Annotated in this window: 13 protein-coding genes; 6 read left to right on the forward strand and 7 right to left on the reverse strand. The window is 59.8% G+C overall.

The window, feature by feature from the left end:
* Positions 1–113 precede the first annotated feature (113 nt).
* The 4 genes from BMX61_RS00915 to BMX61_RS00930 all read right to left on the reverse strand — a co-directional run bounded on the left by BMX61_RS00915 (position 114) and on the right by BMX61_RS00930 (position 7676).
* Entirely contained in the window at positions 114–2876 is a 2763-nt protein-coding gene (locus BMX61_RS00915; protein ID WP_075627316.1) for an HAD family hydrolase, read from the reverse strand.
* Positions 2873–4120: a glycosyltransferase gene (locus BMX61_RS00920; protein WP_075627315.1), complete on the reverse strand. Its 1248-nt coding sequence runs from the start codon at positions 4118–4120 to the stop codon at positions 2873–2875. The genes BMX61_RS00915 and BMX61_RS00920 overlap by 4 nt, the downstream gene beginning before the upstream one ends.
* 168 nt (positions 4121–4288) lie before the next feature.
* A complete protein-coding gene (locus tag BMX61_RS24205; RefSeq protein ID WP_139198851.1) occupies positions 4289–5404 on the reverse strand; it encodes a hypothetical protein in 1116 nt (371 codons plus the stop codon).
* Positions 5405–5918: 514 nt separating this feature from the next.
* Positions 5919–7676: a glucan ABC transporter ATP-binding protein/ permease gene (locus tag BMX61_RS00930; RefSeq protein WP_075627313.1), complete on the reverse strand. Its 1758-nt coding sequence runs from the start codon at positions 7674–7676 to the stop codon at positions 5919–5921.
* 580 nt (positions 7677–8256) lie between these two features.
* Between BMX61_RS00930 and BMX61_RS00935 the strand changes: the two genes are divergently transcribed.
* A complete protein-coding gene (locus BMX61_RS00935) occupies positions 8257–8988 on the forward strand; it encodes a LuxR family transcriptional regulator (RefSeq protein ID WP_075627492.1) in 732 nt (243 codons plus the stop codon).
* A 149-nt stretch (positions 8989–9137) separates the two neighbouring features.
* Positions 9138–12593: a pyruvate carboxylase gene (gene pyc / locus BMX61_RS00940; RefSeq protein WP_075627312.1), complete on the forward strand. Its 3456-nt coding sequence runs from the start codon at positions 9138–9140 to the stop codon at positions 12591–12593.
* 140 nt (positions 12594–12733) lie between these two features.
* Here pyc and BMX61_RS00945 read toward each other — a convergent pair whose 3' ends face one another.
* From BMX61_RS00945 to BMX61_RS00955, 3 genes are all read right to left on the reverse strand, one after another.
* Complete coding sequence (locus tag BMX61_RS00945) at positions 12734–13489, reverse strand: amino acid ABC transporter ATP-binding protein (protein ID WP_075627311.1); 756 nt, start codon at positions 13487–13489, stop codon at positions 12734–12736.
* Positions 13486–14166, reverse strand: a complete 681-nt coding sequence (locus tag BMX61_RS00950; protein WP_075627310.1) for an ABC transporter permease subunit — start codon at positions 14164–14166, stop codon at positions 13486–13488. The genes BMX61_RS00945 and BMX61_RS00950 overlap by 4 nt, the downstream gene beginning before the upstream one ends.
* Before the next feature lie 447 nt (positions 14167–14613).
* Positions 14614–15390, reverse strand: coding sequence for an amino acid ABC transporter substrate-binding protein (locus BMX61_RS00955; protein WP_075627309.1), 777 nt, complete (start codon positions 15388–15390; stop codon positions 14614–14616).
* Positions 15391–15717: 327 nt separating this feature from the next.
* Here BMX61_RS00955 and BMX61_RS00960 point away from each other — a divergent pair, with 327 nt between their 5' ends.
* The 4 genes from BMX61_RS00960 (at position 15718) to ispG (ending at position 20034) form a co-directional block, all read left to right on the forward strand.
* A complete protein-coding gene (locus BMX61_RS00960; protein WP_083639419.1) occupies positions 15718–16512 on the forward strand; it encodes a DeoR/GlpR family DNA-binding transcription regulator in 795 nt (264 codons plus the stop codon).
* 150 nt (positions 16513–16662) lie between these two features.
* Positions 16663–17844 carry an MFS transporter gene (locus tag BMX61_RS00965; protein WP_075627307.1) on the forward strand — a complete coding sequence of 394 codons (1182 nt, stop codon included), beginning with the start codon at positions 16663–16665 and terminating at the stop codon, positions 17842–17844.
* A 194-nt stretch (positions 17845–18038) separates the two neighbouring features.
* On the forward strand, positions 18039–18440 hold the full coding sequence (locus tag BMX61_RS00970; protein ID WP_075627306.1) for a YybH family protein: 402 nt from the start codon (positions 18039–18041) through the stop codon (positions 18438–18440).
* A 343-nt stretch (positions 18441–18783) separates the two neighbouring features.
* Positions 18784–20034 (forward strand): flavodoxin-dependent (E)-4-hydroxy-3-methylbut-2-enyl-diphosphate synthase, encoded by a 1251-nt coding sequence (gene ispG, locus BMX61_RS00975; protein ID WP_075627305.1) that lies wholly within the window; start codon positions 18784–18786, stop codon positions 20032–20034.
* The last annotated feature ends 59 nt before the right edge of the window (positions 20035–20093 follow it).

Genomic DNA, 20093 nt, shown 5'->3' on the forward strand with positions numbered 1-20093 from the left:
GCAGCGTGATAGTCCAAGCGACACGCAAAGGCGAAGCCGTGAACTTCCAAACGACAGACAAGCGGACGTCAAAGTTTCCTCAGAATTCGGCTGATGCTCGTGCTCTTTTAGTCTTACTGGCGGGATAGGGTGTCCTCAGACAGCCGCTCAATCATCGCGTCACGCTCTGCGATAAGACGGCCCATTTCCTGCATGGCATCCCAGCGTTCATCGATCATCGCCTTCATGGCGACAATCGTTTCATCACGTTCCCTGATCATGAGTTCCATGTTCTGCATGGCATTCCATCTTTCGTCGATCATCTTGGTCATGGCTTCGATCGCCGCGTCACGCTCCTTGATCAAATTCTCCATGGATCTTATGGCAGCCAACCGCTCTCGATTAAGCTGCTCCGCGGCTTCGAGCTTGGCGCTGCCTTGCTGGTTCTGCATACCAATGAGCGCGGAGAGCGCAGCGATGAAGCGTTTATGCTTGGCGGGAGGCTCCACCTTCAGTGTGTCAGGAGCCGCATGATCGGCAATTAATGGTAGGGGCGTTTCGTCGAAAAACTGACCGCTGCAAATCTGTCGGTCGATCTCCTGAATTTCAGAAAATTCGGCTTCGGTCAGGAAATGTGTTGGCAGATCCGCTGCCTCCAGACGGAATTCCATCGCCGAGTAGACGATAGCATTCGCCTGAGCCCGCTCCCAAATGCTAGAAACCCAGCCTTCATATTGGACATAAGCAGCCGTTTTCATTGGGCTTTTTGAGATTTTAATCTGATCGGCTTCAAACGGCATGGAATTGAATTGTGTCATCCCCGATGCGAATGGCCTGTCTGGCTTTGGCCATCGATGACGTTCAATCGTCATTGCGCGCTTGAGCGCAGCCGAGGCGCCAAGGCTTGCAGCGGTTACCGCCTGCGGCCAAAGCGCGCGACCGGCGATATGCTCCACCGCATCATCGTCCACTCCCACAACACCATCTATAGCCGCAGAGCGAAGAACTTCATCGGAGCCGAAGTCCGAAACGTTTGATACGCTGGAGTAGAGACGTGCAACTTCCTTGTCCGGGAAAACAAGGAACTTGAACATTAGCTGGATGATGAGCTCACGGAACGCAGAAGCCGAAAGTCCATATGCCTCACACAACGCGCCGTAACGTGCAGTATAACCCAGAATCGATGTCTGGATCTTCGAGATAAGAAGGTCGTCACGCTCTTCCTGAGGATCTCGTTTTACCTTGGTCACTGGACGGACGATGCCTTCATCGTCCTCGTCAAATCCAATGCATGATCCATGCGGAGAGCGGCTGAGGTTCTCGAGAATATGCGGATACCAGAGGATGGGATGCGGTAAGGCCGAACGATTATCGATATCGGCAAAGTGCCAACGAACTGAATTCCGCGGCGTCACCTTCCAGTGCGCCTTCAAGGTCGTGCCAGCATAGAGGCCGACCAAACGATCCGGATAGGCGCGTTGATCCAAGCCGGTCGACAAGTTCTCTTGAATCTGAGCAGACCAGCCAAGATCGATAAAGAGCTTGGTCGTGCCGTCTAGAATGCCCTGCTGCTGCATGAAGCTTTCAAAGCGATCGCCTTCTTTGCGAAGGCGTGCCAATGCTTCGGATTCATTGACAAGATCAACGACGCGTTGGAAGGGCGACCAATCCCACAAGGGACTGTGAAGAACCTGATCCGGGCTGCTGATGCCGGCGCCTTGTGCGATCTGATCGAGCTCTTCCTCAGAGGCAGACAGGAAGGAGAGAAGGTGGCGGAGCGTGTTTCCGCCATTTGAAATGGCGCCAACCATTTCACGAAGGCCGATGCCCTTTTCGCTAAGTCCAAATTGAAGGCTTGTCAGACGAGAAGACGGAAAATAATGAAAAGTCGCCGTTCGCGACGGTTGTCTTTGTGCCGTCTGGTCGCGCAGACCTTCGACGACCTTGCGCAGAAAAAGGCCTTCTCGCGCAGCAAAAAGAACATGATGGACGCCCAGTTCTGCGATTGTCTCCTCGATCCGGTGCGCGAAATTTGCAAAAAACGGACCAAGATATTTCGAGACCGAAACATCCTCGACGGAATGAGACTGAAATTTGAAGCCGCATAACGCTCGATAAAGCGCCGCAGGCAGGAACGCGGCATCGGCCTGAGCACGGTCGAAATGCGCTCTGAGATCAGCTCTCTCCGCCTCGACGTCATCGACAAAGTAATGGATTGACTGGAAACCCAATTTTGCGGGTTCGTGCACGTCGGCATGCTGGTCATCGCCAATGAAGACGATCCGAGCCGGATCCCATTGCTTGTCCTCAAGTAGCCTCTTAAAAAGAGATCCTGTGCGTTTCAACTGTCCAACGTCGGATGAGACATGACCGAAGTCGAAGTAGTCAAATAAGTTATTGAACTTCAAAAGTGGTTCGACGACACGTTTGCCCATGTACATGTCTGAGAGAAAAAAAAGCGTGGCCTTTTTTTTCTTCAGCTTGTCGAGCAGGCGCCTGGCGTACGGTAAAGCGACGCAGACCGAAAATTCGGCGGCCTCCAGCTCTGCGTAAAGCTGTTCCTCATCGATTGTAAGATCGAGCAACTTTAGTTCGGCTACCCATGCCCGAAAAAGATCAGGCGTCAGAACTTCATAGTCGAGACCTATCTGTGTATTACGCTGGCAAGACGCGTGGTAAGCCCTTTCGTAGGCGCCAAAAATTTCCGCATGGCGCTCTTCAGAGCCGAGAAGCTTCTTTGCCAGCCGACGGCACTTGAACGTCAGTTCGATCTCCTTGGGGATCGTGCGGCCAATCAGCGTGTCGAAAATATCAAAGCCTACGTAGGCATGCCCATGAGCCGCGATAATTTCATCGACCTTTCGGCAGATGACGAATTCAAGTTCATGGGCCTTCATGCAAATTTCCTGTCAGCAGCTTCAATCAATGATTCAAACAGCCGCCTATAATCGTCGGCCATTCGTGTTCGTGTGAAATCGCGTTCGACCGTGGCCCGCCCGGCTTTGCCCCAGTCGCTGAGCTTGCCGGAAGCAAGAGCTTCCTTCACACATGCCAGCAGCGCCGCATTATCTCCGGTCGGACAAAGAAGGCCGGTTGCGCCACTCTCGACCTGCTCTGAAACACCTCCGGTCTGGAAGCCGAGAATCGGCAAACCGCAGGACATTGCCTCCAAAACCGAAAGCGGGTGATTTTCGGCAAGCGACGTAAACACGTAGGCGTCCGCCGCGCTGAGAACCTCCGCCATCTTATCGGCAGTGTGAACATAGCCTGAAAAGACGACATTGAAGCCCTTGGTCTTTTCCAAGATCTCCGGATTTATATTGCCGATCAAAAGAAGCGTGACATCCGCCCGATTCAATTTCGTCAGAACGTCGATGACCGCCTGCACGTTCTTGCGTTCGTCTGCCAAATGGCCTGAAATTGTCGTCAGAACATTGTGATGGTCTGGTATATCAAGCCGCTGCCTAACGATGTCCCTGCTACGCGGAAAGAAAAACTTCGTGTCGATGCCGTTTGGAATGATCTGCACGGGCCTTCGAAGCATGCCGGAACCTTCAGCCTGCCGCGCCATCCATCGTGACGGAGAGACAATATGAATCTCGCCTGACGAATGCGCCCTTGTCTTCATCTTATGGTTGATCCAGGTTGTGTCCCATTTTGTATCAACGGGCCAGCGTCCGAGCTGAGGACATTTTCCACAATGCTTTGGCAATATATAGCGTTTGCAATCCATCGGATAAAGGCAGCCGCCTGTAAAAGGCGAGCAATCGTGTAGCGTCCACACTGTTGGAACCAGCTTGGCTAGCTTCTCGATGGTTTTCACGGATATAGCGGAAGAAATATCATGAAAATGGACCACGTCGAATTCAAATTTATCGACTTCAGTGCGCAAGTTTTCAGCCTCGAAAGGAAAAACCTCGGCCAAGGACAGTTCGCGCTTTAGGCCTTCATTAAGCGCAGCATAAAGGCTGCGCTGTACGCCGTATATATTGCGGCGATAGTAGTCATATCCCTTTTCAGCCCAGTATGTATAATGTAACGTTGGCAATCCCGACAAGCGGAAATCCTCCGCGAGCATCTCTGCAACTGCGCTCGCGCCACCACCAGCTTTATCGGCTTTACTTATCTCACATATCTTCATTTTTATACCGCTGGAAGCGAAACTGAGGTTTATTTAAGTCACACTTAATAGTTAGTGCTTGACGTGACGACCTTCATGTCGGTGTTATGCATAAAAGCGTGTGCTCCCTCAAGTCCGTGCATTGCCGATATGGATTTCGGTTTGATCCTGCGGCAAATGTGCCAAGGGTCAGAGACCCAAGGCTGTACGAAAAGATGTTTTGACTTTTTCGCTCATGCTGACATCTCCGCTCTCCGAAATTGTAAAGAACTCGCCAGAAGCGAATTGGAGCCGCACTCCTTTTTGAATCCCTTCGATGACGAGAGTCTCGTCTGGGTCTGCATAAATTTGCGTGTCCTGCCCAAAGACAACACCCGATTTCGGACCGGCAGCAGGTAGGGTTACAGCGCCTTCTTTAAAGGTGGTTTTCGATAGGTCGATTCCGCGGCGGACGACGCCATTGTCTAGTTCGATCAGTGTTGCATGTTCGTGAAGAGCGTCGCGAACGATCATTCCCCATGTCCATGCACCTCGCCTTGTCTCAGAGGTTCTTGTCGAATCATCCGTATCTTCGTTACGAAGCTCGATGGCCGCGGTATTTCGAGAACCGAAACCAACGATTTGCAAGCCAACCTTTGCCATTGGCCCCGGCAGAAGATCGGACTTTTTGCCCCAGTCGAGCCCGGCATTGAGCACGTCGATTTCCAAGCCGATAAGCGCAGCATCGAATTGTTCGTCTGTGTATTCCGGAATACCTTCCGGCTTGTAGGGCTGCCAACGCACAGGCCATGATCGCGCGCTTAAGAACCCACCCCATGATTTTGCTCCCGGCGCAAAAGCCCCTGAGTCGCCCCAGATCGCAACACCGTTGAGGGAATTGGAGAAGTTAAATACCTCGCTTAGGAAATTTTGATAATGATTATGCTGATGCCTGTAATCTTCGGAAGGCAGGGCTCCTCCCGGAGCTGACTGCAAGCTATGCGGCTCGCTTTTCCAGTTTTCAATCGGCGTAGAATTGGTGATCGTATCGGAGATCACGACGTTCTTGGCCAGTCCTGTATCCAGATGGGAGTATTGTGACCAAATGCCTTCTTTTCGGGGGTGATTCCCTTTCAGTAGCGTCAGGCGTGACCCATATCGCAGATCAACCGCTGTGACCGACTCCGGAATTTTTTCAAAGATTGTTCCCTTTTCAACATCCGGAAGAATGAGGCAAATTCCTCCCCCAAGTTCCGCCAGATGGTCGAGAATCGACTGTGCAACACGAACATCATATTTGGTAATGACGCGAAAATAGCTTTCCATTTCATTCCTCGGATTTTAGTCGTCGCTATACGGCTGCGTCGATGTATTGTGTCTGAGGCGCAACTTTAGGTCCCGCCCTTTTGGGCGATCTAATGGCCTATGCTTGAGCATCCATCCGGGTAAACGGCTTTGGCGCCCATAAGATCTCCATTCTATCAAGGTGCTGGGATACCATGTCAGCGCCGAAATAGAGCTGAATGTTGATTCGGTCTCTCTTCTAGGCCTAAATTTTAGCGCATGTCATCATAGAGAGGCTGCAGCATCCATTTCGCAATACGCATCTCGTTCAAATAACGGTGGGACGGCCTGAGAGCCATGCCGTTACGGCGCGCGGCCTATCGTTGTGAAGGAGCGTCGGCTTAAGAAGTTTCCCGCGCACACACGCCTGCTTTCTCACGTCCTACCTCGAGCGCATTTGACACATCGCCGTTGAAATGCTGCATTCCTTGAGCGCTCAAACGAAACCCCCGGCCTTTCGACCGGGGGCTCATGTCTCTTAGGTCGCGCTTTGCGCTCAGGCAGCGGTCTGGGCGCGGCGGACGTCGTCGTCCGTCAGGATGCCGCTGGCCCGCAGCAGGGCGGCGAAGCGGCCGTTGGACTGGCTGAGCTCGTTGAAGCCGCCCATTTCCATGATCCGGCCACGATCCATGAAGAGGACCAGGTCAGCCTCGCGGACCGTCGACAGGCGGTGCGCGATGATGAAGGTGGTGCGATCCTTGCGCAGGTTGTCGATCGCTTCCTTCACCCGGTTTTCCGTTTCCACGTCAAGCGCGGAGGTGGCTTCGTCCAGCACCAGGATCGGCGCGTTCTTCAAGATCGCACGGGCGATTGCGATGCGCTGGCGTTCGCCACCCGACAGGCGGTTGCCGCGTTCGCCGACCTTGGTGTCGAAGCCCGTGTTGCGGGCGTCGATGAAGTCGGCGGCGGCGGCGGCCGCAGCGGCATCGCGGACATCCTCAAGCGAGGCATCCTCGCGGCCCAGGCGAATATTGTCCGCAATCGACCGGTTGAGCAGGCCGGCATCCTGAAAGACCGTGGCGATCGACGAGCGCAGCGACTTGCGGGTCACCGTGGAGATGTCGACGCCATCGACCAGGATCTTGCCGGCGCTCGGCTCATGAACACGCTGCAGCAGGTTGATCAGCGTGGTCTTGCCGGCGCCGGTCGGGCCGACGATGGCGATCGTCTGGCCGGCCTTGGCCGTGAAGGACACATTGTGCAGGCCTTCCGTCGAGTTCGGGAAGCTGAAGGAGACGTCGCGGAACTCGACCTCGCCCTTGACGGCACCCAATTCGCCGGCGGTTTCAGGCTCTTCGCGGTCACGCACCGAGTCTTCCAGGCCGAAGAAGTCTTCCAGCTTGGCGCGGGCTTCGAAGATCTGCGTCACGAAGGCCTTCATCTGGTCCAGGCGGCCGATCAGCAGGGTAGCAAAGCCGATGAAGGCGATGACGTCCCCGATGGCCAGTTCGCCCTTCTGCACGAGATAAGTGCCGATCACGAGAATGGTCATCATCGAGATGGTCGAAGCCATACGGTTGAGGCCGCTGGCCAGAGCCCACCAGTCGAGAACCGGCAGCTGGGCGGAAATCAGCTTCTGCGTGAAATTCTTCAGCTCGCGGGTTTCAGCTTCGATGCGGTTGTAGCTATGGATGACCGAGACGTTGCTGATCGAGTCCGACACATGGCCGAAAACCGTGTGATAGTGATCCTCGACAGCCGCCTGGCCTTCCTTCGTGCGGTCCATCACCAGCTTGCCGATGACGACATAGAGCGCGCCGAGAACGACGAGGACGAGCGACAGGCGATAGTCCATGCTGAAGGCGGTCGGCACCAGCAGGACCAGCGCGACAGCCGTTGCCAGATGCTGGCGCATGAATTCAAGCCACAGGCCGAACAGCGTCTCGCAAGCGCGCAGCAGCGTGTGCAGCGCACTGGAGGTGCCGCGCTGGCTATGCCAGGAGAGCGGCATGGAGATGATGCGGCCGAAGGCTTCGGTGATCAGCGTCGAGCGGCGCACATGCGCCAGCCGGTCGGCTTCACGCGCCACCAGCACGAAGGCGATCGTGTTGAACAGGCCGAGGCCCGCCCACATCAGCAGCATCGGCGTCACCGTCGTCTTGTTGGTGATCGCATCGATGATGCGTCCGAACAGGATCGGTTCCGCGATGGTGATCGCGGCCAAGACGACGTTGGCCAGCACGATCGCGCTGACGCGGACCTTGTGCACGCCGAGATACCGCAGCGCTCGGATGTAGACTTGGAACAATGTCACTGTCTTGTCCTCGTGGAACCTGTTTTGCTCGTTCACGCCCTAAGGAGGGATTGGCGGAGCGATGCAATTGTTAAATCGGCCGGGCTTATGCTCTCAGGCGTTGTTCGCCTTCGCTTCGGGCTCATCCCGGTCTGAAGCGTCCTGGCGCGACGGCGACGAAACGAAATTTGCGCTCGAAGAAGAATGCAACCTTATGTTAAGGCCGGCTGGAACAGATTTGCCTGTTCAAGGCGCGGCCGGATTAGGTGGCCTCTTCCTGCGACGCGAACCGATCGGTCGTCATCGATCCCTGACGGATGACCCGGACTATCGCGTTTGCAACATGAATGGGTGCTGAACGGGACGTTCATGCTGCGTCGCAAGGATAAATAATGATGCTGAGAGCCAGTCGCCGGCGGCCGAGCGTGGTTGCAGCGGATAATTTTCCTGACGCAGGACAGGCGCACCTGGCAGCAGGACAGATGCTCCGTGCCGCGCAGGCGGCGATGTGCTCCGCCGGCGGCGTTCGGGCCACGTCTCGCTTTGGCTGCGCGCATGCGCGCTCAGCGCCGTGGCTGCAGGCGTCGAGGGGAGGCTGCGGGTGAAGATTTCGCTGCTCGTTCATGTGCTTGCCCTTATCGAGGAGCTGAGCGAGGAGCCGTCCGTGATCGCGGAATTCGAGCGGCTGATCGAACGCTATGGCCTCAATTTCTATGCCTTGAGGCGACGCAGCCTGCCGGGGGAAACGGTGGAGGCCGGACGGGCCGACAGGATGCTGGCGGGGCGCTGGCCCGAGGGTTGGGACAGGCTGTATGTCGGGCGCAATTATCGTCTCATCGATCCGGTGTCCCGGCATCTGACCGAGGCGCGCCATGGTTTTCGCTGGCGCGAAGCCCTGGCCGTTCCCATGCCCGATGCGTTGCGACGGCGAATCGACCGCATGCTTGCCGATGCGCTGGCGCATGGGCTGGCGGATGGCTATGCCTTTCCCATCCATGGCGCCCGCGGTCTCATCGGCAGCCTGGTCCTCGCCGGCGCGCCTGTCGAACTCGGTCCAGTGGAAATGGCGCTGTTTGAAACCATGGCGCACAAGCTTTTCTGGCGTCTCCAGCCCGAGGCAGGGCCGGCGCATAGGGCGGTCGAGCTGACGGGACGCGAGGAGGAAACGCTGCGTTGCCTGGTTGAAGGCATGACGTCGCCCGAGATCGCGCAACGCCTGTCGATCTCGGCGCACACAGTCGACTGGTACGTCAATCGTCTGCAAACCAAGCTCAAGGCCCGCAATCGCCACCATGCCGTGGCGCGTGCCTTCCGATTGGGTTTGGTCCTTTAACAGCGAAAAATCGCGCCAAACGCCGACTTGAATCGATTTAAAAAAAATTTGATCCGCTGCAACAGCGAAATTGCAGTCAGGCCGGCAAAGCGCTAACCTCTTTTGCGCTGCAACAAGCATGTGCTTCAAGTCTTCAGGGGGAGTTTGACTTGTCCATCTCGAAAATCCTGGTCGCCAACCGGTCCGAAATCGCCATCCGCGTCTTCCGTGCCGCCGACGAGCTCGGCCTGAAAACGGTTGCGGTCTGGGCGGAGGAGGACAAGCTCGCGCTGCATCGTTTCAAGGCGGATGAGAGCTACCAGATCGGCCGCGGCCCGCACCTGGCGCGCGATCTCGGACCGATCGAGAGCTATCTGTCGATCGACGAGATCATCCGGGTGGCCAAGCTCTCTGGCGCCGATGCCATTCACCCCGGCTACGGGCTTTTGTCGGAAAGCCCTGAATTTGCCGAGGCCTGCGGCGCAAACGGCATCACCTTCATCGGCCCGACGCCGGAGACCATGCGCCAGCTGGGCAACAAGGTGGCCGCGCGCAATCTCGCCATTTCCATCGGCGTGCCCGTGGTGCCGGCGACCGATCCGCTGCCGGACGATCCGGCCGAGATCGAGCGGCTGGCCGCCGAAATCGGCTATCCTGTGATGCTCAAGGCGTCTTGGGGCGGCGGCGGGCGCGGCATGCGCGCGATCCGTGATCCGAAGGACTTGCTGCGCGAGGTGACGGAAGCCAAGCGCGAGGCGCGTGCCGCCTTCGGCAAGGACGAGGTCTATCTGGAAAAGCTGGTCGAGCGCGCCCGCCATGTCGAGAGCCAGATCCTCGGCGATACCCATGGCAATGCCGTCCATCTGTTCGAACGCGACTGCTCGATCCAGCGCCGCAACCAGAAGGTCGTGGAGCGTGCGCCCGCGCCTTATCTCACCGAAGCGCAGCGCAAGGAATTGGCCGATTATTCGCTGAAGATCGCCAATGCCACGAATTACATCGGCGCCGGCACGGTCGAATATCTGATGGATGTCGATACCGGCAAATTCTATTTCATCGAGGTCAATCCGCGTATACAGGTCGAGCATACGGTCACCGAGGTCGTCACCGGCATCGATATCGTCAAGGCGCAGATCCACATTCTCGACGGCTTCGCCATCGGCACGCCGGAATCGGGCGTGCCGGCGCAAGACCAGATCCGGCTGAACGGCCATGCCATGCAGTGCCGCATCACCACCGAAGATCCCGAGCAGAACTTCATTCCCGACTATGGCCGCATTACCGGCTATCGTTCGGCCGCCGGCTTCGGCATTCGTCTGGATGGCGGCACGGCCTATCCGGGCGCGGTCATCACCCGCTTTTACGACCCGCTCTTGGTCAAGGTCACCGCCTGGGCACCGAGCCCGCCCGAGGCGATTTCGCGCATGGAGCGCGCGCTGCGCGAATTCCGCATCCGCGGCGTGGCGACCAATCTGACCTTCCTCGAAGCGATCATCAGCCACCCGAAATTCCGCGACAACAGCTACACCACCCGCTTCATCGACACGACGCCGGAGCTGTTCCAGCAGGTCAAGCGGCAGGACCGCGCCACCAAGCTTTTGACCTATCTGGCCGATGTCACCGTCAACGGACATCCGGAGGCCAAGGGCCGGCCGCGCCCGGTGCCCGGCATTGCCAAGCCCGTGGTGCCGCATGTCGAGGGTGCCATTGTCGATGGCACGAAGCAGAAGCTCGATGCGCTCGGCCCGAAGAAATTCGCCGAATGGGTGCGCGCCGAAAACCGCGTGATGCTGACCGATACGACCATGCGCGACGGTCATCAGTCGCTGCTGGCGACCCGTGTGCGCACCTATGACATCGCCCGCGTGGCCGACACCTATGCGAAGGCCCTCCCGGAGCTTTTCTCGTTGGAATGCTGGGGCGGCGCCACCTTCGACGTGTCGATGCGCTTCCTCACCGAAGATCCTTGGGATCGCCTGGCCCGCATCCGCGAGGGCGCGCCGAACCTGCTGCTGCAGATGTTGCTGCGCGGGGCAAACGGTGTCGGCTACAAGAACTATCCCGATAATGTCGTGAAATATTTTGTCCGCCAGGCGGCCAAGGGCGGCATCGACGTCTTCCGCGTCTTCGACTGCCTGAACTGGGTGGAGAACATGCGGGTCTCGATGGAGGCCGTGGCCGAGGAAAACAAGATCTGCGAAGCGGCGATCTGCTATACCGGCGACATCCTCAATTCCGCTCGGCCGAAATACGACCTGAAATATTACACCGCGCTCGCCGCCGAGCTGGAACAGGCCGGCGCGCATATGATCGCGCTGAAGGACATGGCCGGTCTCTTGAAGCCCGCCGCCGCGCGCATCCTGTTCAAGGCATTGCGCGAGGCGACGGACCTGCCGATCCATTTCCATACGCATGACACATCCGGGATCGCTGCCGCCACCATTCTGGCTGCGGTCGAAAGCGGGGTGGATGTGGTGGATGCGGCCATGGACGCCTTTTCTGGCAACACCTCGCAGCCCTGCCTGGGTTCGATCGTCGAGGCGCTCAAGGGGGCCGAGCGCGATCCGGGTCTCGATCCGGAAGCGATCCGCCGCATCTCCTTCTATTGGGAGGCGGTGCGCCATCAATATGTGGCCTTCGAGAGCGACCTGAAGGGGCCGGTCTCGGAAGTCTATCTGCACGAAATGCCGGGCGGCCAGTTCACCAACCTCAAGGAGCAGGCCCGCTCGCTCGGCTTGGAAACCCGCTGGCATCAGGTGGCTCAGGCCTATGCGGACGCCAACCGCATGTTCGGCGATATCGTCAAGGTCACGCCGTCCTCCAAGGTGGTGGGCGACATGGCGCTGATGATGGTCAGCCAGGACCTCACCGTTGCGGATGTCGAGAACCCGGAGAAGGATATTGCCTTCCCCGAATCGGTCATCTCCATGCTCAAGGGCGATCTTGGCCAGCCTCCGGGCGGCTGGCCGGCAGACCTGCAGAAGAAGGCGCTGAAGGGCGAGACGGCTTATACCGTGCGCCCCGGCTCCTTGCTTGACGATGCCGATCTCGATGCGGAGCGTAAAAGCATCGAGACCAAGCTGGAGCGACCGGTCAGCGACTTCGAATTCGCTTCCTACCTGATGTATCCCAAGGTCTTTACCGATTATGCTCTGGCCGCCGAAACCTACGGCCCGGTCAGCGTCCTGCCGACGCCCGCCTATTTCTACGGGCTGGCGACCGGCGAAGAGCTGCTGCCGGAGCTGGAGCGTGGCAAGTCGCTGGTCATCCTGCATCAGGCCAAGAGCGAGCCGGACGAGCAGGGCATGGTCAAGGTGTTCTTCGAGCTCAACGGCCAGCCGCGCCTGATCAAGGTGCCGGACCGCAACCGCGCCGCCACCAGCATCGCCCGCCGCAAGGCCGAGGCCGGCAACGCCGCCCAGCTCGGCGCGCCGATGCCGGGCGTCATCTCCACCGTCTTCGTGTCGGCCGGCCAGACGGTCAAGGCCGGCGACGTGCTGCTCTCCATCGAGGCGATGAAGATGGAAACGGCGCTGCATGCGGAAAAGGATGGCACGATCGCCGAGGTGCTGGTCAAGGCCGGCGATCAGATCGACAGCAAGGACCTGCTGATCGTCTTCGGGTAAGAGCCGCGATGATGGGCAGCCGCGTCGGGGCAAGACGTGGCTGCTTTTCCGGCAGGATAACGCCAAGATCGGGGCGGGAGCATCAAGAGCAAAGAGCGCTCGGTTGCTGTCTGAATTTGCTGGCCGAGACCAGCTCGATCCTAAACCGTCTGCGACAGGCCCAGTGAGGCGATGAAGCGCTTGGTGCGCTCTTTCTGCGGCGCGCCGAAGATGGCGGAGGGTGCTCCGCTCTCGGCAATCGTGCCGCCATCGAGGAACAGCACCTGGCCGGCCACGCGCGAGGCGAGCCTGAGATCGTGGGTGGCCATGACCATGGTTGTACCCTCTTGGGCGAGGCGGCTCAGCACATCGACCACCTCTTCCGATAGCTCCGGATCGAGCGCCGAGGTCGGCTCGTCGCAAAGCAGGACGCGCGGGGAGGGGGCGAGTGCGCGGGCGATCGCCACGCGCTGCTGCTGGCCGCCTGACAGCGTCGAGGGCCAGGCTTCGGCCTTTTCCGCCATGCCGACCTTTTCGAGCAGCTCCATCGCCCGTAGGCGTGCCTTGTCCTTCGGCCATTTGAGCACGGTGACGAGGCCCTCCATCACGTTCTGAATGGCGGTCTGATGCGGGAAGAGCTGGAAATTCTGGAAGACCATGCCGGTCTGGCGACGAAGCTTCTGGACGTTTTCGGAGGTGGGGCGGCGGCCGGGCTCGAAGGTGATGCTCTCCGTGCCGATCACCAGCCGGCCGCGCTCGGGCACCTCCAGAAGGTTGATGCAGCGAAGCAGCGTCGACTTGCCGCCGCCGGAGGGACCGACCAGCGCGGTGACGCTGCCCTCCGCGATGGTCACGTCGATGCCCTTGAGCACGACATTGTCACCGAAGCGTTTTTCGATGCCGGCAAGCTCGATCATGTGCGTGCCTCCAGATAGCCGCCATAGCGGGCAAACCGCGCTTCCAGCTGCCGCTGCAGCGAAGACAGGATCGAGCTCAACACCAGATAGAGCAGGGCAGCCTCGATATAGAGGATCAAGGGCTCATAGGTGACGGCAACGATGCGCTGCGCCGTCTGGAATAGCTCTGGCACGGTGATGGCGGCGGCAAGAGAGGTGTCCTTCACCAGCGAGATGAAGGTGTTGGACAGGGGCGGCACGGCCACGCGCGTCGCCTGCGGCAGGATGGTGCGTCTCAGCGCCTGCGACCAGCTCATGCCGATGGAATAGGCAGCCTCCCATTGTCCGCGCGGAACGGAAGAGATCGCCGCCCGCACGATTTCGGAGGAATAGGCGCCGATGTTGAGCGTGAAGCCGATCAGGGCGGCGGGAAAGGCGTCGAGCAGGATGCCGGCGCTCGGCAGGCCGTAGAAGATGACGAAGAGCTGCACCAGAAGCGGTGTGCCCCTGATGACCCAGACATAGAAGCGGGCCAGAAGCGACAGCGGCGCGGGGCCGAAGAGCCGGGCAAGCGCCGTCAGGAGCCCAAGCAACAGGCCGAGAACGAAGGAGAGCAGCGTCAGCGGCACGGTGAAGCGCAGGCCCGCGATCACGAGCGAGGGCAGCGATTGGATCATCAGCTGAAGCCAGTCTGGCACGCGTCCTCGTCCTTTATCTTTGCTTGGGTGTGTCCTTTAAAGGACGGCACCATCGAAACGATGTCAATCTGGGGTCCGTTTTGCGGCTTTGACACGCAGGCGTTGGCTCAATAGGCACCACGCGCCCTGTGATCGCGCAGCGATGAAATGTGTCTGTCACCCTGTCAAGGCAAGCAGGGCGCCCTGCAGGACGCTGCCGATATCGCCCAAGGTGTTCCTCAGAAAGTCCCGGGTCTTTCCACAGCCCGTCCGCAGGCTGACCACAGTTATTTGAGCCGCACACCGCCTGGAGTGGAGGCAGGAACGGCGCCTTCTCGGGCAGGAACGTTCGGCGGCAAGCCGGATATCGGCGGAAGCGAGCAAGATCATCTTACGCATACGCTCCCGCCATGCAGGGCGGGAGCGCCTGGTATTGCAGCCGAAAATGCCGGTCGCCCGGTCGGATTCTTACTTCGACACGTCGGCGCCGAAATACTTGTCCGAGATCGTCTTGTAGGTGCCGTTTTCCTTGATGGTAGCCAGCGCCTTGTTGATCGCTTCCACCAGTTCCGGCTCGCCCTTGCGCAGGATGATGCCGGAATAGTCGGCCTTGTCCTGGCTGGCGACGACCTTCACCGGCGCGTTCGGCTTCTGCTTCTTGAAATCGAGGAAGGAGAGGCTGTCATTGACGGTGGCATCGGCGCGGCCGGTCAGCACCAGCTGGATCGACTGGTCGAAGCCGTCGGTGCCAACCAGCTCGGCGCCATTCGACTGGGCGAGCTTGCCGAAATTGCTGGTTAGCGACTGTGCGGCGCGCTTGCCCTTGAGATCGGCAAAGCCCTTGATCGCATCATTGTCGGACTTGACGATCAGCACGGCCTTGGAGGCGATATAGGGCTCGGAGAAATCATATTTCTTCTTGCGCTCGTCGGTAATGCCGACCTGGTTGATGACCACATCATAGCGGTTGGCGTCCAGCCCGGCGATCAGGCCGTCCCACTTGCCTTCCAGATATTCGGCCTTCACGCCGATTTCCTTGGCCACAGCCTGGCCTATCTCGACATCGAAGCCGACGAGCTTGCCGGAGGCGTCGTGAAAGGTGAAGGGCGCATAGGTGCCTTCGGTGCCGATCTTCAGCACGCCGGCCTGCTTGATCTGGTTCAGCCGCTCGCCGGCGGCTGCGGATCCGCCCGCCAGCATCGGAAGAAGGGCCGCAACGGCGGCGATGGTGGAAAGCCATTTCATCGGGATGTACCTCATCATTCACGTGTCACGCGCCGGGTGGCGTCTGCGGCACCATCGCATGGCGTCCTTGAAGGACGCGAGCGTGGCGCTTTCGCCGTTCGGCCATCAGGGGGAATGGTTTTCGCCTGAGCCGTCCTGGAGCGGAAATGCAGCGCTGCCTGCCGAATTCAAGATGACGGCCGGAGGTCCTGCTCGTTCAAGAGGCCGATGCCGCTTGTTTCATCAACAAGGATATGGCCGCCTGGTTGCGAAAAGGCGCTTGCCTTTTCCATTCGCTTCGATATGCATGTTCATGCCGATTCATTCTTGTTTGTGCACGGTTCATGCATGCAGCCTGATCTTTTATCGCGGGAGCGCCAATCGCAGATCCTCGCTCGCCTGGAAGCCGAAGGGCGCGTCATCGCTGCCGACCTTGCGCGTGCTTTCGCCGTTTCCGAGGATACGGTGCGGCGCGATCTGCGCGAGCTCGCAGCCTCGGGCCACTGCACGCGCGTCTATGGCGGAGCGCTGCGGCGCGAGGCCGCCACGCCGATGGCAACGCGACTGCGCGAGGCGCCAGAGCGCAAGGCGGCCCTAGCGGAGGCGCTTGTGCCTTTGTTCAGGCCGGGCATGCTGGTCTTTCTTGATGTCGGCTCTACCAATCTCGCGATTGCCCGCTCCATTCCAAAGGGAATGGCACTGACGGTCGCCACCCATACGCCCGTCATCGCCGCAATGTTGGCCGAGCGCGCGGAAATCACCCTGATCCTCATCGGTGGGCGTGTCTCCACCGGTATCGGCGCAGCTCTCGGCGGCGCGGCGGAACGGGAGGCTGCAAGACTTGCGCCGGATCTCTGTGTCCTCGGCGCCTGCGGCATCGATGCGATGGGCAGCGTTTCCGCCCAGGATTACGACGACGCCTGTTTCAAGCGGCTGATCGCCGAGCGCTCCGCCAGCGTTGCCAGCGCCGTCACCACCGACAAGCTGGGCACCCGCGCGCCCTTCGCCATCCTGCCGCCGGGCGGGCTCGATCACCTTGCCGTCGAGGCCGACGCACCGCGTGACGCCCTTGCCGGGCTGGCTGAAACCGGGATTACCCTTCTCCACGCCGATGCGCCGGGTGAAAAACACGCAAAGATATGATGTTGAAACCCTGAGGAGCCTGGAGCCTCGGCACTGAGGTGTCGAAGAATGCCAGCGGCCCTTCATGCCATCCTTAGCAGCTGCCCGCGACCCGGCGCTGCGTTACCAATGTCCGCCTGAAACGGCGGCGCCAGACGATGAGAGGAAACCATGAGCGACAGTTCGACGGCCGTCTTGACGCGCGCCGCCTATATGACCCGCCCGCGCTTTGCCGTGTCGATGCTGTTCCTGATGAACGGTTTCATGACCGGCAGTTGGGCGCCAAAGATCCCTGAACTCAAGGAGCGGCTGGGAATCGGCGAAAGCGTGCTCGGCCTCCTGATCCTCACCTTCGGCATCGGCTCGCTGGTGATGATGCCGGTGGCTGGCGCGGCCATTGCCAGGCTCGGCTCCAAGCCGGTGGTCAAGCTCACGGCGATCCTGCTTTCACCGCTCCTGCTTCTTTTGACTCTCGTGCCCAATGTCTGGCTCGGCGCTATCGCCATGTTCGTCTTCGGCGGCTTCATCGGCGCCATGGACGTGGCGATGAACGCCAATGCGGTGGAGGTGGAGAAATCCATGCGCCGGGCGATCATGTCCTCCTGCCATGCCTATTGGAGCCTGGGTGGGCTGATCGGGGCGGCAATCGGCGGTGCCTTGATGGCCCGTTACGGCGTTCTCACCCATGCGATTGTTTTGACCGTCATCGCGCTGGCCCTGATCGCGCTCGCCTGGCCGATGATCTTTTCCGATGCGCCGCATCCGGACGTCAAAGCCGAAAAGACCCGCCTGCCGCTCAACCCGCTGCCCTGGCTGATTGGCCTTGTCGCACTGTTCTGCATGGTGCCGGAGGGCTCGGTGCTGGATTGGGGCGCGCTCTATCTGCGCAATGAGCAGGGCGCGTCGGTGGCGCTGTCCGGCCTCGGCTATGCCGCCTTCTCCGCCAGCATGGCGACCATGCGCTTTGCCGGCGATCACGTTCGCGACCGCTTCGGCGCCGTGCGCACCCTGCGCCTGTCGACCATCACCGCCTTTGTCGGGTTGATTCTCTCAGGCCTTGCGCCGGATGCGAGCCTTGCCATTCTGGGCTTTGCCATTGCCGGAATCGGCATTTCCAACATGGTGCCGATCGCTTTTTCCGCCGCCGGCAACATGCCCGGGCTGGCGCCAGGCATCGGCATCTCGGTGGCGAGCTTCATGGGCTATTCCGGCATGCTCTTCGCCCCGTCGCTGATCGGCTTCGTGGCCGAGCATACCGGCCTCTCCGTGGTCTTCCTGTCGGTGCCGGTGCTGTTTATCGTCGTGCTCGCGCTTTCGCATCTCGCCCGGCATGCTGATGCCGGCAAGGTCTGAACAATAACTGATCACTCCGTGACAGCCCCTTCTTGCCAGCCATTTGCGACTTTTGCGCACCTCGATCGCGGTGCGCATTCAGCCCACTGCCATTTTCTGACAGTAGGTAACAGTAGTCTTGAGCTGTGCTCGATTAATACATGCGAAGGTTTTTGCTTGTCGGGCCATTCTATAAACCCACATGGAGACAGATTATGTCGGAAGCCAATTTCAAGCAGTTCCTGCTACAGCGTGAAAAGGCCGCCGAGGCGTATGTCCGCGGCGACACTACACTGCTTGATGCCTTGTCAACCCAAGCAGATCCAGCCACGTTTTTTGGCCCTTCCGGTACGACGGTCAAAGGTGCCAAAGCTGTAACCAAAGACTATGGAGACGGCGCCAACACCTTTCAGCCCGGCGCCGAAACCCATTTCGAAATCTTGCAATCGGCGGCTGGCGGCGATGTCGCCTACTGGGCTGGCTATCAACATGCCACCGCCAGCATGAGCCCTGGCGCACCACCACAATCCTTGAAGCTTCGTGTCACCGAACTCTACCGCCGTGAACACGGCGAATGGAAACTGGTGCATCGCCACGCCGACCCGGCCCGCGACTGAGGTTATAGATTTTGAGGCAATGGCTCATTTATGTCCGTTGCCTCGCCCTGGCGGCCATGTTGTGAGGTGCTCCTTGCCAGCCTCAAAGAGTGCCATGTCGATGTCTGCGGCCGCACGCTGCGAGTTGTGTGTCACAATGCCGTCAAAGCCGGGGCCTATGGGCGGGCGCTGCCGTTGACAAGCGCGCCTGCCTCCTTCACCTGAAGGCATTGCCGATGCCTGCGCCGTGCGGCTGCGCCTTGAGAACCGGCGCGGCCGGCCGCCGTAAGGCCCGGAGGGCTTCCTCTCGAGGTCTTTGCGCGCCGTCATCGGACTGTTTAAGACCCTTGAGACGAGGTCGGTCATGTCTGCCTTTGCTTTCGCTCCCCAGCCGCGCCATGAAACGGTCGGCGTTTCCGTCGGCGGTGTGACGGTCGGCGGCGGCGCGCCCATCGTCGTCCAGTCGATGACCAATACGGACACGGCCGATATCGACGCGACGGTCGCGCAAGTTGCCGCGCTGCATAAGGCGGGCTCCGAGCTGGTGCGCATCACCGTCGACCGCGACGAGAGTGCCGCCGCCGTGCCGAAGATCCGCGAGCGGCTGGAACGCCTCGGACTCGACGTGCCCTTGATCGGCGACTTCCATTATATCGGCCACAAGCTTCTGGCCGACCATCCGGCCTGCGCCGAAGCACTCGCCAAATACCGGATCAATCCCGGCAATGTCGGCTTCAAGGCCAAGAAGGACAAGCAGTTCGCCGCCATCATCGAGCGGGCGATCCAGTTCGACAAGCCGGTGCGCATCGGCGTCAACTGGGGTTCGCTGGATCAGGAGCTTCTGACCCGGCTGATGGACGACAACCAGGCCAAAGGCTTTCCGCTGACGGCCGAACAGGTGATGCGCGAGACCATCGTGCAGTCGGCACTGATCTCGGCGGAGCTGGCCGAGGAAATCGGCCTGCCGCGCAACCGCATCATCCTGTCGGCCAAGGTCTCCAATGTTCAGGATCTGATCGCCTGCTATGCCATGCTGTCGTCCCGCTCCAACCATGCGCTGCATCTCGGCCTGACCGAGGCCGGCATGGGCACCAAGGGCATTGTCGCCTCCTCGGCTTCGCTCGGCATTCTCCTGCAGCAGGGTATTGGCGATACGATCCGGATTTCACTGACCCCCGAGCCCGGCGGCGACCGAACGCGCGAGGTGCAGGTGGCGCAGGAGCTTTTGCAGGTCATGGGCTTTCGCCAGTTCCTGCCCGTTGTCGCCGCCTGTCCCGGCTGCGGACGCACCACCTCCACCGTGTTTCAGGAACTGGCCCAGAAGATCCAGGAGGATATCCGCCGCAACATGCCGGTTTGGCGGGAAAAATATCCTGGCGTCGAAGGGCTGAAGGTCGCCGTCATGGGCTGCATCGTCAACGGACCCGGCGAAAGCAAGCATGCCGATATCGGCATCTCGCTGCCCGGCACCGGCGAACTGCCGGCCGCCCCCGTCTATATCGACGGCAAGAAGGCACTGACGCTGCGCGGCACCAACATCGCCGGCGACTTCGAAACGCTGGTCGGCGATTATATCGAGAAGCGCTTTGGCAATGGGCAGGCAGCGGCGGAGTAGGTCAATTCCATAGCAAGCAATGGATCGCCTGGAAGGCTGGCGCTGGCCTCGGTTGATAG

Source organism: Xaviernesmea oryzae, from assembly GCF_900109605.1.
Lineage (GTDB): Bacteria > Pseudomonadota > Alphaproteobacteria > Rhizobiales > Rhizobiaceae > Xaviernesmea > Xaviernesmea oryzae.